This is a genomic window from Kitasatospora sp. NPDC097605, from assembly GCF_040302725.1.
In the GTDB taxonomy this organism is placed as follows: Bacteria; Actinomycetota; Actinomycetes; order Streptomycetales; family Streptomycetaceae; genus Kitasatospora.
Genome location: NZ_JBEOSF010000001.1, coordinates 22,364 through 34,854, shown reverse-complemented (window position 1 = coordinate 34,854; position 12,491 = coordinate 22,364). Strand labels below are relative to the sequence as shown.

The 12,491-nt window shown below is 74.1% G+C and carries 14 protein-coding genes; 3 read left to right on the top strand and 11 right to left on the bottom strand.

From position 1 onward, the window contains the following. Positions 1 to 79: 79 nt before the first annotated feature. On the bottom strand, positions 80 to 1,132 hold the full coding sequence (locus tag ABTX81_RS00175) for a hypothetical protein (protein ID WP_502892676.1): 1,053 nt from the start codon (positions 1,130 to 1,132) through the stop codon (positions 80 to 82). 128 nt (positions 1,133 to 1,260) lie between these two features. Between ABTX81_RS00175 and ABTX81_RS00170 the strand changes: the two genes are divergently transcribed. Together ABTX81_RS00170 and ABTX81_RS00165 are read left to right on the top strand one after the other, a co-directional pair. After that, positions 1,261 to 2,277, top strand: coding sequence for an SPFH domain-containing protein (locus ABTX81_RS00170; RefSeq protein ID WP_350540623.1), 1,017 nt, complete (start codon positions 1,261 to 1,263; stop codon positions 2,275 to 2,277). Then, complete coding sequence (locus ABTX81_RS00165) at positions 2,274 to 3,191, top strand: hypothetical protein (protein ID WP_350540622.1); 918 nt, start codon at positions 2,274 to 2,276, stop codon at positions 3,189 to 3,191. The genes ABTX81_RS00170 and ABTX81_RS00165 overlap by 4 nt, the downstream gene beginning before the upstream one ends. A gap of 57 nt (positions 3,192 to 3,248) precedes the next feature. Here ABTX81_RS00165 and ABTX81_RS00160 read toward each other — a convergent pair whose 3' ends face one another. The 8 genes from ABTX81_RS00160 to map all read right to left on the bottom strand — a co-directional run bounded on the left by ABTX81_RS00160 (position 3,249) and on the right by map (position 10,399). Continuing rightward, a complete protein-coding gene (locus tag ABTX81_RS00160) occupies positions 3,249 to 5,165 on the bottom strand; it encodes a tetratricopeptide repeat protein (protein ID WP_350540621.1) in 1,917 nt (638 codons plus the stop codon). 71 nt (positions 5,166 to 5,236) lie between these two features. Further along, on the bottom strand, positions 5,237 to 6,079 hold the full coding sequence (locus tag ABTX81_RS00155; protein WP_350540620.1) for a universal stress protein: 843 nt from the start codon (positions 6,077 to 6,079) through the stop codon (positions 5,237 to 5,239). Beyond that, a complete protein-coding gene (locus ABTX81_RS00150; RefSeq protein ID WP_350540619.1) occupies positions 6,072 to 6,998 on the bottom strand; it encodes a universal stress protein in 927 nt (308 codons plus the stop codon). Before ABTX81_RS00150 ends, ABTX81_RS00155 begins: the two co-directional genes overlap by 8 nt. A 159-nt stretch (positions 6,999 to 7,157) precedes the next feature. Then, complete coding sequence (locus ABTX81_RS00145) at positions 7,158 to 7,688, bottom strand: SMI1/KNR4 family protein (protein ID WP_350540618.1); 531 nt, start codon at positions 7,686 to 7,688, stop codon at positions 7,158 to 7,160. Positions 7,689 to 7,749: 61 nt separating this feature from the next. Then, positions 7,750 to 8,292: an SMI1/KNR4 family protein gene (locus ABTX81_RS00140; RefSeq protein WP_350540617.1), complete on the bottom strand. Its 543-nt coding sequence runs from the start codon at positions 8,290 to 8,292 to the stop codon at positions 7,750 to 7,752. Positions 8,293 to 8,428: 136 nt separating this feature from the next. Next, complete coding sequence (locus tag ABTX81_RS00135) at positions 8,429 to 8,980, bottom strand: hypothetical protein (RefSeq protein ID WP_350540616.1); 552 nt, start codon at positions 8,978 to 8,980, stop codon at positions 8,429 to 8,431. A gap of 22 nt (positions 8,981 to 9,002) precedes the next feature. Next, complete coding sequence (locus ABTX81_RS00130; RefSeq protein ID WP_502892675.1) at positions 9,003 to 9,443, bottom strand: DNA/RNA non-specific endonuclease; 441 nt, start codon at positions 9,441 to 9,443, stop codon at positions 9,003 to 9,005. 188 nt (positions 9,444 to 9,631) lie between these two features. Then, positions 9,632 to 10,399 (bottom strand): type I methionyl aminopeptidase, encoded by a 768-nt coding sequence (gene map, locus ABTX81_RS00125; RefSeq protein WP_350540615.1) that lies wholly within the window; start codon positions 10,397 to 10,399, stop codon positions 9,632 to 9,634. A gap of 286 nt (positions 10,400 to 10,685) precedes the next feature. Here map and ABTX81_RS00120 point away from each other — a divergent pair, with 286 nt between their 5' ends. Further along, positions 10,686 to 10,961, top strand: a complete 276-nt coding sequence (locus ABTX81_RS00120) for a helix-turn-helix domain-containing protein (RefSeq protein WP_350540614.1) — start codon at positions 10,686 to 10,688, stop codon at positions 10,959 to 10,961. Positions 10,962 to 11,021: 60 nt separating this feature from the next. On the opposite strand, the gene ABTX81_RS00115 is transcribed toward ABTX81_RS00120, so the two are convergent. Continuing rightward, entirely contained in the window at positions 11,022 to 11,792 is a 771-nt protein-coding gene (locus ABTX81_RS00115) for an SDR family NAD(P)-dependent oxidoreductase (protein WP_350540613.1), read from the bottom strand. A gap of 91 nt (positions 11,793 to 11,883) precedes the next feature. After that, positions 11,884 to 12,474: a TetR/AcrR family transcriptional regulator gene (locus ABTX81_RS00110; protein WP_350540612.1), complete on the bottom strand. Its 591-nt coding sequence runs from the start codon at positions 12,472 to 12,474 to the stop codon at positions 11,884 to 11,886. Positions 12,475 to 12,491: the final 17 nt, after the last annotated feature.

The window sequence follows — 12,491 nt, the reverse complement described above, 5'->3', positions numbered from 1 at the left end:
GGGTCGTTCGCCGACGTCCGACCCGGTGCGGTGCGGCCGGTTCGACGGGTGCGCCGCGGCCTTCCGGGCAACGCCGGGATCAGCTGTCGCGCTTCCTGCGCCGCAGCCCGAAGATCGCGCCCGCCACCGCGAGCAGGAACGCCACGCCGAGCGCCTGGTCCCCGCCGTCGGCCGGGGACGACGAGGGGCCGGCCGCGGCGCCCTCCGACGGCGGGGCCGCCGCCCCGGAGGACGGCGGGGCGGAGGGGGTGGGCGTGGCGGTGGGCAGCGGCCTGACCGAGTCCGGCAGCCGGTCGCCGTCCAGCGGCGCGCGCCAGACCGGGCTGTCCTTGCCCTCGGTGCCGTAGAGCAGCGCCCGGCCGTCGGCACTGAAGGTGACCGACTCGCCCTGGCGCTGGAACGGCGTGCTGAGCGACTCGCCGCCGCTCGGCGCGCCGTCCTTCCAGCGGTAGAGGGTGGCCGAGAAGTAACCGCGCAGCACCAGCCGGCTGCCGTCCGGCGAGAAGGCGCCGTCGGTGGTCCACGGGGCGTCGGCAATCCGCCGGAAGGTGTTGACGCCGTTCGGGGAGAGCTGCTCGGGGCCCTGGTAGAGGCCGCCGCCGCCCTGCTTCTTGCTGGCGATGTAGGCGCGGCCGGTCACCGGGTGGACCATCAGGGCCTCGGCGTCGCGCGGGCCGTCCTCGTAGCGGACCTTGTAGCGGGTCACCTGCACGGTCTGGTCGCGCAGTTCGGCGGGCTCGGCGAAGGCGTAGATCCAGACCTCGGGCCACTTGCCGCCGAGGTTGTCGCCGATGTCGCCGACGTAGAGCCGGCCGTCCGGGCCGAGCGAGATCGCCTCGACGTCGCGCGGCTCGATCCCGCGCAGGGTGACGGTGGCGACGGTGCGGCCCTGGGAGTCGACGGCGTAGACGTAGGGCCCGTCGTCGCTGTCGTTGTGCGTCCAGTAGACGCCGGGGTGCTGCCGGCTGGCCGCGAGACCGCTGGACTCGGTGATCCGGGGGTCCCCGATGGTGAACGCCTCGCCGCCGTCCGCCGCGCGGGCCGGCCGGGCGCCGAGCGTGGCGGTGGCCGCGACGGCGGCGGTCGCGCAGGCCGCGGCCAGCAGTGCGGCGGGGAGCCTCGTCGTTCGCATCCTCAGCACCGGTCGATCCTCCCACGGCGCCCGCGCCGGAGTCGGCGGGGCCCACATGGCCATTTTTCGTCATCTTGACGAAAATCGGCTCCGGCCAATATCGTCATCTCGACGATAAGGAGCCGCTCATGGCCGACATCACCAAGCGCTTCGGGCTGCGCCACCTGCGCGCCCTGCCCACCGCCCACATCCGCCACGTCAAGCGCGGACGCCTCGCCCACGACGGCACCGGCCTCGCCTTCTGGTTCCGCCCGCTCACCGCCGTGCTCTCCGAGGTCCCGGTCGACGACCGCGAGCTGGCCATGGTCTTCCACGCCCGCACCGCCGACTTCCAGGACGTCACCGTCCAGGGCACCCTCACCTACCGGATCACCGACCCGGCCACCGCCGCCGCCCGCGTCGACTTCGGCATCGACCCCGACACCGGCGTCTGGCGCTCCGCCCCGCTCGACCAGCTCGCCACCCTGCTCACCGAGACCGCCCAGCAGCACGCGCTCGGCCTGCTCGCCCGCACCCCGCTCGCCACCGCGCTGGCCGACGGCGTCAGCGCCGTCCGCGAGCGGATGGCCGCCGGTCTCGCCGCCGAAGCCCGGCTGGCCGAGACCGGGCTCGCCGTCATCGCCGTCCGGGTGGTCGCGCTGCGCCCCGAACCGGAGGTGGAGCGCGCGCTGCGCACCCCCGCCCGCGAACTGGTCCAGCAGGAGGCCGACCGCGCCACCTTCGAACGGCGCGCCGTCGCCGTCGAGCACGAGCGCGGCATCGCCGAGAACGAGCTCGCCAACCGGATCGAACTCGCCCGGCGCGAGGAGCAGCTGATCACCCAGCAGGGCGCCAACACCCGGCTGCAGGCCGAGGACGAGGCGGCCGCCGACCGGATCCGCACCGACGCCGAGGCGCAGCGCCGCACCCGCCTCGCCGGCGCCGAGGCCGACACCGCCCGCGCCCTCGGCGAGGCCAAGGCCGCCGCCGAGGCCGCCTGGCTGGCCGCCCACCAGCAGGCCGACCCGGCCGTGCTGCGGGCGCTCGCGCTGATGCGCCTCGCCGAGCACCTGCCGCGGATCGACAGCCTCACGCTGACCCCGGACGTGCTGACCGGCCTGCTCGCCAAGCTGGGGGCGACCGGCGGCGAGGGGGCGGCGCGATGACGCTCGCGCCCCGGGTGGTCCTGGTGCACCGCCGCACCGAGTACCAGGAACTGCTGGCCCACCACGGCACGCCCGGCCAGGCCGCGTACTTCCTGAGCAGCCGGGGCCGGTCGGTCGAGGAGATCGAGCTGCGCCACCGGCGGCAGGGCCTGGCGCTGGCCGGGGCGGCCGGCGCGGTGCCGCTGGACTGGCGGCGCACCCGGGTCGAGCGCGCGGACCTGCCGCGCTTCCTGTTCGAGCCGGAGGACGTGGTGGTCGTGGTCGGCCAGGACGGACTGGTCGCCAATGTCGCCAAGTACCTGGACGGCCAGCCGGTGATCGGCGTGGACGCGGAGCCCGGCCGCAATCCGGGTGTGCTGGTGCGGCACCGCGCGGAGGACCTGCCGGGGCTGCTGCCGGCCGCGGTCGGCCCGGGCGCCGGGCGGCGCACCGAGGAGCGGACCATGGTCGAGGCGGTCGCCGACGACACCCAGCGGCTGCTGGCGCTCAACGAGGTGTACGTCGGCCAGCCCGGCCATCAGACGGCCCGCTACCGGCTGGCCGTCGAGGAGCGGCCGGGCGGCGCCGCGGACGCGGGCGAGCCGCAGGCCTCGTCCGGGGTCCTGGTGGGCACCGGGACGGGCGGCACCGGCTGGTGCCGCTCGGTCTGGCTGGAGCGCGGCGGCCCGCTCGCCCTGCCCGAGCCGGGCGCCCCGGCGCTCGCCTGGTTCGTCCGCGAGGCCTGGCCCTCCCCCGCGACCGGCACCGGCCGGGTGCACGGGCTGCTCGACGCGGGCCGGCGGCTGGTCCTGACGGTGGAGTCGGACCGGCTGGTGGCGTTCGGCGACGGTGTCGAGGGCGACGCGCTGGAGCTGGCCCGGGGCCAGAGCGTGCGGGTGGGCGTGGCCGCCACCCGGCTGCGGCTGCTGGGGTGACTCCCCGATCCAGGTCCCGGCCCGGGTCCCGCTCCGGGTCCCGGGCGGCGCGTGCGGTCAGGCGGTCGCGGCCAGGTCGGCGGCCGCGGCGGCGGTGTCCGGATGGCCCGGGCCGAGCACCCGGGTGCGGGCCGCCACGACGGCGGCCAGGAGTTCGCCGGCCCGCGCCGACCGCCCCTGGGCCCGGAGCGCCAGCGCGAGGTGGTGCCGGGTGCGCAGGGTGTCGGGGTGGTCGTCCCCGAGGACGCGCTCGCGGACGTCCAGGACGGCGCGGTGCTCGGCCTCCGCCTCCGCCGGCCGTCCCATCTCGCGCAGTGCGACGGCCCGGTTGTCACGGCTGAACAGGGTGAACGCGTCCTCCGGGCCCCGGGCCTCGGTCAGCAGCGCGAGGACGGCCCGGTGTTCGGCCTCCGCCTCCTCGACCCGGCCCAGGTCGCGCAGGACATTGGCGAGGTTGTCGCGCACGATCAGGGTGTCGGGGTGGGTGGGCCCGAGCGTGGCGGTGCGGGCGGCGGCCACCGCGCGGTGCTCGGCCAGGGCCTCGGGGAGCCGCCCGAGCCGTCGCAGGGCGCGGGCGGCGTTGTTGCGGCTGTTCAACGCGTCCGGTCCCGGCACGGCGGCGGCCCGCCGCCAGCCCTCGACGGCCAGCTCGTAGCGCCCCTGGGCGTAGGCGGTGGAGGCCGCGCGCTCCGCGTCGGCGGGGTCGGCTCCGGCCACGACCAGCCGCACGACCGGCTCGGGAACGAGGTCGGCCGGTCCGGCGGCACGCTGGGTGACGTCCAGCAGGTAGTCGAACACCCCCACCCGGTCGGCGGACTGCTGGAGCAGCGCGGTGGTCGCCCGGCGGGGGCGGGTGGCCCATGCCCAGGCCTCGTCCGGTTCTTCCGGCCGCAGCCGCTCGCCGCCGCGCTGTTCCAGGTAGTGGGCGTGCGCGGCCTCGACCAGCGCGCGGGGCATCCAGGCCGAGTGCCCCGCCCGCCGGATGTCCACGGCGGCCGACACCAGCGCCGCCGCCCGGGGGTGCCCGGGCGCGTGCGCGCTGGTGTTCGGGCTCCAGGCGTCCTGCCAGAGCCGCAGCAGCTCGGGTCCGGCCGCGAGGTACTCGGCGAGACCGTACCCGCCGCCCAGGGTGAGCGCGCTGTCGATGCGCGGGTCCCAGGCGCGCAGCCGGGCCCGGTCGGTCTCGGCGGCGCTGAACAGCCGGGGCAGGTAGACCCGGTGGGCCTGGCGGATCACCTCCGCGGCCTGCTTGGGGGCGCCCCGGTCGTCGTCCTCGCCGGTCAGCAGGGCCTCCTCGGCGGTGCGCAGGGTGGCCAGGACGACGCGGTGGTGGCCGTCCTCGCCGAGCAGCCGTCCGAGGTCCTCCCGCCGCAGCCCGCCGGCCCCCAGATAGCCTTCGAGGTCGTTCAGCCACAGCACGCAGCGGCGTTCCCGCGCGGCCAGCGCCACGATCACCGGCAGGGTCTCGCGGTCCTTCGGCGCGAGCAGCAGGTGGTCGCCGAGCGTGGCCCGCATCGCCTCCCAGGCCGACCGCGACTTGCCCGCCGTCGAGTCCCCCACCAGCAGGACGAACCCGCCCCGGGCCAGCGACTCGCGCAGCTCGCCGTCGGCGTCCCGGGGCACATAGGCGGGGACCCGGTCGACGGCGCCCTCGTCGGACTGGAGGGCGAGCGCCGGATGCACGCCGAGCAGCACCGGGTCGGCCACGTCCCGGACCCGGACCAGCGAGCCGTCCGCCCGGGCCAGGGCACCGTTCAGGACCCGGGTGCGGTCGTCGTCGGCCTGCTTGACGGCCTGCTTGTAGCGCTCCTGCCACAGTGCCAGCACCGCCACGACGCCCGCGGCGGCGGCGCTCACCGTCGAGACCAGCCAGGGGCTGGTGATCCGGAACGCGAGGATCACTCCCGGAGCCGCCGTCAGCGCGCCCAGGCCCGCCACGATCACCATCAGCCGCCCGTGCCGCCGCTCCCGCATGCCTCCTGTTCTGCGCGGCGCGGGGCCGCCCAAACCTCCCCGGGCCCGCGCCCGGGGAGGTTCTGTGCCGGTCAGACGTCCGCCGTGCGTTCCTCCGGGTGACGGACCACGACCACCGGGCAGTGCGCGTGCTGGATCATCGCCTGGCTGGTGGAGCCCAGCAGCATGCCCGCGAACCCGCCCCGGCCGCGGGCGCCGACCACCAGCAGCTGCGCCTCCCGGCTCGCCTCGATCAGCGCCGGGCGGGCGTGCGCCTCCACCACCTCGGAGCGCAGCTCGACGTCCGGGTACTTCTCCCGCCAGCCGGCCAGCGCCTCGGCGAGCACCCGCTCCTCCTGGTCCGGCCAGCTCGTGCTCGGGTGCGCGATGTGCAGGGCGGTCAGCGGGGCGCGGCGCGCGGAGGCCTCGGCGAAGGCGAAGCCGAGCGCCTCGGCGCCCACGCCGGTGCCGTCCACCGCCGCCAGCACCGGCCCCTGCGGGTCCGGCCGGCCCCGGACGATCAGCACCGGGCAGTCGGCGTGCGCGGCGAGGTGCACCGCCACCGAGCCGATCAGCAGGGCGCCGAACCGGCCGAGCCCCCGGCTGCCGACCACCACCAGGGCGGCCTCACGCGAGTGGCGGGCCAGCACGGTCAGCGGCTCGCCGGTGACCAGCTCGGTCTCGACCTCCAGCCCCGGGTCCAGCTCCTCGGCGCGGGCCCGGGCGTCCGCCAGGAAGCCCTCCGCCTGGTGCCGCAGCCCGCCCTCGGGCGGACCGTCCTGGGCCGGCCCGAGCGGCACCCGCATCAGCGGCCAGATGAACGCGTGCACGATCCGCAGCCCCGTGCCGCGCAGCCGCGCCTCACGGACCGCGACGTCCACGGCGGCCAGGCCCGCCTCCGAGCCGTCGACACCCACCAGCACCCGGTCACGCATCGCCGGCCTCCTGCTCCCGCTTCTCGTCCCGCTCGTAGGGAACGACGGCGACCGGGCAGGGCACGTGGTGCAGGACGGCGTGCGCGACGGCGCCGACGTGCGCGCCCAGCGGCGAGCGGCGGACCCGCCGCCCGATCACCACCAGCTCCGCGCCCGCCGCGCGGTCGGCGAGCATCTTGGCCGGGCGGGCGTTCACGGCCTCCTCGACCACCTCCACCTGCGGGTGCTCCTCCCGCCACGGCTTGACCACCCGGGCCAGCTCGCCCTTGGCGTACACCAGCATCTCGCCGGTCACGTCGACGCTGGCCGCGATCCCGGCGTACTGGTACGTCGCCGGCAGCGTCCAGGAGTACACGGCCCGCAGCGGAAGGCCGCGGCGCTCCGCGACCTCGAAGGCGTGGGCGAGCACCGCGTCGGCGCCCTCGAACGGGTCGACGCCGACCACGACCTCGCGCGGACCGGCCGCTTCCTCGCCCTCCTCGCCCCGGCGCACCAGCACCACCGGGCAGTCCGTCCGGGCGAGCACCCGCTGGCTCACCGACCCGACCAGGAACCCGGCCACCGCGCCGAACCCGCGCGAGCCCAGCACCAGCAGCTCCGCCGGCGCCCCGTCCGGCTCCTGCGCCCCGCTCACCTCGTCCACCAGCGCCCGCACCGGGTCGTTCGGCACCTGCACCGCCTGGACGACCAGCTCGGACCACCGCTCCTTCACCCGCAGCTCGGCGTCCCGCAGCGTGACGTCCGCCTGCCGCCGCGCCAGATCCGCCGTCCCCAGCACCGACAGCGGCGTCACCACGGGCGGCCACGCCAGCACCACCTTCAACGGCACCTCGCGCCGCGCCGCCTCCTCCGCCGCCCAGTCCAACGCGGCAAGGCTCTCGGGCGAACCATCGACACCGACGACGACGGACCTTGGCATGACGACCTCCGGCAGTTCTCGAACAGGACGCGGCCGGGCGGGGTGGAAGCCCGGCCGCAACCACCACCCTTCCCGCCCCCGACCAGCACACCCAGGGTCCAAGGTCCCCGCAACCCGACCGACGGTCCCGCGCCGCGCAGGCAGCCCCCGCACAGGGTGTCAGCCGAGCGGCGAACCTTCGATCGGCGCCCAGGCCGGCTCGAAGACCGGCCATCCCGGGGGAAGCTCGCGCTCCGAGAGCACCCCGGCGATGAACCTGGTGAAGCCACCCTCGTAGAGCCTGACGCAGGCCAGCTGCCGAAACACGACGAGGATGTCCCACTCGCCCCCGTCACGTGGCACCAGGAGGCAGTCGTCGCCGTCCCAATTGGAGTAGCCCCAGGGAACCAGCCCCGCCGGATCGAAGTCGAGCTGCCCGACGTCCTCGACGTAGTCGGGCAGGACCGCCGCGAGCTTGCGCCGCCCCCGCCTCATGAAGTCGACCATCGGGTCGACGCCCTCCGGGTGCGGGACGGCGAGGTGCCCCGCCACGAGGCCGTCGCCGTAGAGGCCGACGAACTCCTTGAAGTCCTCCGGAAGTCCGACGCCCACCCACTCCTCGACCGCGTCCCACGACCTGTGACCCGGCTCCCGAAGCCTGGGCGCGACACCGACCAGCTCCCGGAAGCCGCCGTTCGTCATGCCAGTCACATCAACCTCCGTCGGGGGCGGGAAGAACCAAGCAGAGCACCCACCCGGTCCTCCCGAGCCGTCAGCCCTGCCGCAGGTTCCGGAATTCGTGCGGCGGCAGGTTCCAGGACCCGTCGCTGAACGGATTGGGCAGCGTACCGTCGAGCGCACCGGCGAGAAACTCGCCGAAGCCCATCCCGTACCGGCGCCACGGCTCGGTCCCGTACGGCACCTGGCGCCTGAAGACCGCGACGTCCCAGCTCTCGGGATCGAGCGAGTCGCAGATCCAGAACGCCACATCACCGTTCGCGGTCGTCGCGAACGGAAGCAGCCTGCCCTCCTCGGACAGTTCCTCCACGCCCGCTTCCCCCTCCGACGGCGGCGCGTCCCGCGGATCGAACCCCAGCCCCTCCAACAGCAGACCGTCGGGAAGGCCCTCCGCCGGCGGCACCCGCACCGCGAGGTACTCGTTCAGTTCCCCACCCCCGAACACCGCGACGAAGTCCCGGTAATCGGCGGGCAGGCGCAGACCCGTCTCCCTCTCCAACTCGGCCCAGTCGACAACGTTCCCGTGGGCTCCCGAACTCCCGAGGACATCAGCCAGCCGCCCGGCCGCCGGATTCACGCCATACATCCATCTTGCCGCCGCCGACACCTACCAAGAAGCCGCAGCCGGGCGAAGCGGGAGCCCGGCCGCGGCCACCACCCGTCCCGTCCTCGTCCGCCCAGCCAACGGGTTTCGCGCCGGTGCCACAGCGAAGCTAACGCACCCAGTTCCAATCGCCCTGATGCACCCAGAGCGGTTCCTCTGGACTCACCGGCGCAACCTCATCGGCATAAGGGTATGACCCATCGAGAACGCCGATGATGAAATCAGAGAAACCACCATCGAAGCGGTCCCATTCCCCCAGGCTTCGATACCAGGCAACAATCACCCAAGAGTCCGGATCATCGCCTTCGGGCAGCCAGAAGAACTGATCCGCATTGAGATTGGAACCCCATCCGAGGATCCCGCCGGGCTCCGGGTAGACCGGATAGGGACAATCCTCGTCGGCCGCCAGTTCGGCAGCGATTCCATGCGTTGTCATACGCACGAATCCCGAGAAACCGACATCAGGTCCACCGTCATAGGATCGGAGCGTAGGCACCAAGACCGACATCTCGCCGTTGATCCGAACGGATCCGTACCGATCGACAAATTCCCGATAGTCCGCGGGAAACTCGAAGCCGACCTCACTGGGCGAGCGTTCCCACGGTGTCCTCCCCAGCCCTCCCATGGCCTCACCCATCAGACTCCACAGCCGGTCACTCACCACAATAACCCCTCACCCAGAGTCAGTTGCCAAGATGGACAGTCGCGCCATTATACAGCCTAGAGTTGTCCACATAGGAATACTCCATCATGTCCGGAGTGCCATTCCGGAACTGACTATAGGCCATCAGCGAGAATCCGTACGGAATGGTACTTGCAGGAGTGCAGTAAAGCGGTATGACCGTGTAGTCAACAATCTGCTTTTCGCGCAAGAAATCCCCGACATGCTTCTCGAACTCCCGGAAACTGTTCATTTCACCCACATTCGTACCCTGCCGGAAGCATGGAGCGAGATTCTTTCCCTCGGTGCCGCTCCCGCCGAATTCCCGAGCAATGAAATGGCAGCGCGCCAGAGGGTTCGAAGCCGAGGGGAATCCGGCCGCGCTCGCGATAGCCTGCGCGTCGCTCCAGCCGGTGATGTTGCCGCCGGCACGGGTTCCGCGTCGGCCGCTGGGAGCGCCCACCAAACACGCGTTTGCCCCCGTCGGACGCATGACGCTGGGAGCGCCTCCCCAGGTTCCAGTAGTCGATCCACCCTCGCTGTCCGCCATTGTCACTCACCGCACCCGCAGGCCGACGACCAAGGCTCATAGGTGTAGGTGACGGCGCCGTCGCTGACCAACCATGAACAGGTGTGCGCGGGGACGGCGGTTCAGGGGAGGGTGAGGATGCGGGGGCCGGAATCGGTGATGGCGACGGTGTGTTCGATGTGGGCGGCTCGGGTGGAGTCGGTGGTGCGGAGGGTCCAGCCGTCGGGGTCGGTGGTGTGGGTGTCGGTGCCGCCGGCGATGAGCATGGGTTCGATGGCCAGGACCAGGCCGGGCTTCAGGGGGTAGCCGCGGCCGGGGCGGCCCTCGTTGGGGAGGTGGGGGTCCTCGTGCATGCGGCGGCCGATGCCGTGGCCGCCGAAGCCTTCGAGGAGGCCGTAGCCGGCGCTGCGGGCGACGGTGCCGATGGCGTGGGCGATGTCGCCGGTGCGGTGGCCGGCGACGGCGGCGGCGATGCCCGCCTGCAGGGCGCGGCGGGTGGTGTCGATCAGGTGGACGTCCTCGGGGCGGGGCGTGCCGACGGTGAAGCTGACGGCGGCGTCGCCCGCCCAGCCGTCCAGGACGGCGCCGCAGTCGATGCTCACCAGGTCGCCGTCGCGCAGCCGGTAGCCGTTCGGGATGCCGTGCACCACGGCGTCGTTGACGGAGGCGCAGATGACGGCCGGGAACGGCACCGGGGCGAAGGCCGGCCGGTAGCCGAGGAACGGCGAGGTCGCCCCAGCCTTCCGCAGCACCTCCCGGGCCACCTCGTCCAGCTCCAACAGGCTCACCCCGACGCCGGCCGCCCGCTCCACCTCCGCCAGCGCCGTGGCGACCACCCGCCCGGCCTCGCGCATCGCGGCCAGCGCCGCCTCCGACTTGAGCTCCACCATGAGGTGCTCCGACCTGCTCGATCCAATTCTTATACCGGTATTTGTATCACGGCCGTCGGATGGGGCCCTCGCGAGTGAGCGGGCGGCGGAGAAGGACGGCCGCCCGCTCCCCGGCGACCTGCGCCGACGAGGGCCACGAGGCGGAGCCGCGGCCGATCGACGTGATAGCGCTGGTGACGGTCCGGCGGTCGGTCCGCCGGCCGGCCGCCGAGGGCGGGTGCCCGACGGTGCTACGGATGACCCGTCCAGCGGAGCGCCCTGGCGGCCGTGGCCTACCATCGGGGGCATGGTGAGGACTCCGCTGACCCCCGGGGAACGCGAGCGCGGCGAGCGCTTCGGCGCGCTGCTGCGCGAGGCCCGGGGCGAGCGCAGCATGGTCGAGGTGGCGGCGGCGGCCGGGGTGTCGGCCGAGACCCTGCGCAAGATCGAGACCGGCCGGGCGCCGACACCCTCGTTCTTCACCGTGGCGGCCCTGTCCTACGCGCTCGGGCTCTCGCTGGACGAGCTCGCCGCCGCCTGCGCGCTCCCGGCCGAGGACGAGGGCGAGGCGCTGTCGGCCTGACACCGCGCCCGCGCCCGCGCCCCCGCCCCGCCCCGCCCCCGCCCCGCCCCCGCCGATGGTTCAGGCGGTGATGCCGCCGTCGAGGACGAGGTCGGCGCCGACGGTGAAGGCGGACTCCTCGGAGGCGAGGTGGAGGACGGCGGCGGCGACCTCCTCGACGGCGCCGGCGCGGCCGGCCGGGACGCTCCCCTTCATCCGGTCCGCCTTGTCGGAGGCGCTCTCGCCGGGCCGGGTGGACATCGTGGTGTCGATCGGACCGGGGCTGACCAGGTTGATCCGCACGCCGTCGGCGATGTGGTCGCGGGCGGCGCTGCGGGTCAGGGTGGCGACGGCGGCCTTGGAGACGGCGTAGGCGCCGAGACCCTCCGCCCGCATATGGGTGCCGAGGTTCGAGGAGATGTTGACGATCGCCCCGCCGCCGTTGGCGCGCAGATGGGCGATCTGGTGCTTCATCGCGTGCCAGGTGCCGTGGAGGTTGATGTCGATCAGCCGCCGCCACTCCTCGTCGGCGACGTCGGCGATCGGGCCGAGGCCGCCGAGGACACCCGCGTTGTTGACCGCGACGTCCAGGCCGCCGAGCCGTTCGACGGTCTCGCGGACCAGGCGGGCGGCGTCGGCGGCGTCGGACACCGAGCCGGTCAGGGCGACGGCGGTGCCGCCCTCCCGCTCGATCAGGGCGACGGTCGCGTCGAGGGCGCTCGCGGTGCGGCCGGCGACGGCGACCCGGGCGCCCTCGCGGGCGAAGGCGAGGGCGACGGCGCGGCCGATGCCACTGCCGCCACCGGTGACCAGGACGGACTTGCCGGTGAAGCGGGTGGTGCTGCGGGTCATGCGAGTGCTCCTCGATCGAGGGTCTATATTGACCGTTCGGTTCAGAATAGGGACAGAAAAAAGCGTCGAGCGGGACGAGCGGGGACCGGGGTCAGTCCAGCAGCGCGAGGGCCTGGTCAGCGGCGGCGCGCAGCCGGGCCGAGCCGTCGCCGGCCTTGCCGATCACCCGCATGCCCTGGAACAGCACCAGCAGCATCCGGGCGATCCCCTGCGGGTCGCGCCCCTCGGGCAGTTCGCCCTGGGCCTGCGCGCGGACCAGCGCCGCGGTCAGGACGGTCTCCAGGTGGAGCAGGTTGGCCTCCACCCGGCGGGCGGCGCCCCGGTCGTGCGGGGCCAGCTCGACCGCCGTGTTGGTGACGAAGCAGCCGCGCCGCGGGCCGCCCTCGCCGTCCGCGGCGGACTCGTCGGCGAAGCGGCGGACCAGGGCGCGGACCGCCGGCAGGACCGGGCCGGGCTGCGACAGCTCGGCCAGCAGGACGGGCTGCTGCTGGTGGCCGTAGCGTTCCAGCGCGCGCAGATAGAGCTCGCGCTTGCTGCCGAAGGTGGCGTAGACACTGGCGCGGGCGATCCCGAGGTGCTCGACCAGGTCAGCCATCGAGGTGGCCTCGTAGCCGCGCCGCCAGAACAGCTCCAGTGCCGACTGGAGTGCCGCGTCGGGGTCGAATTCCTTGGTTCGCGCCATGCCTGAAAGGTAGTCGA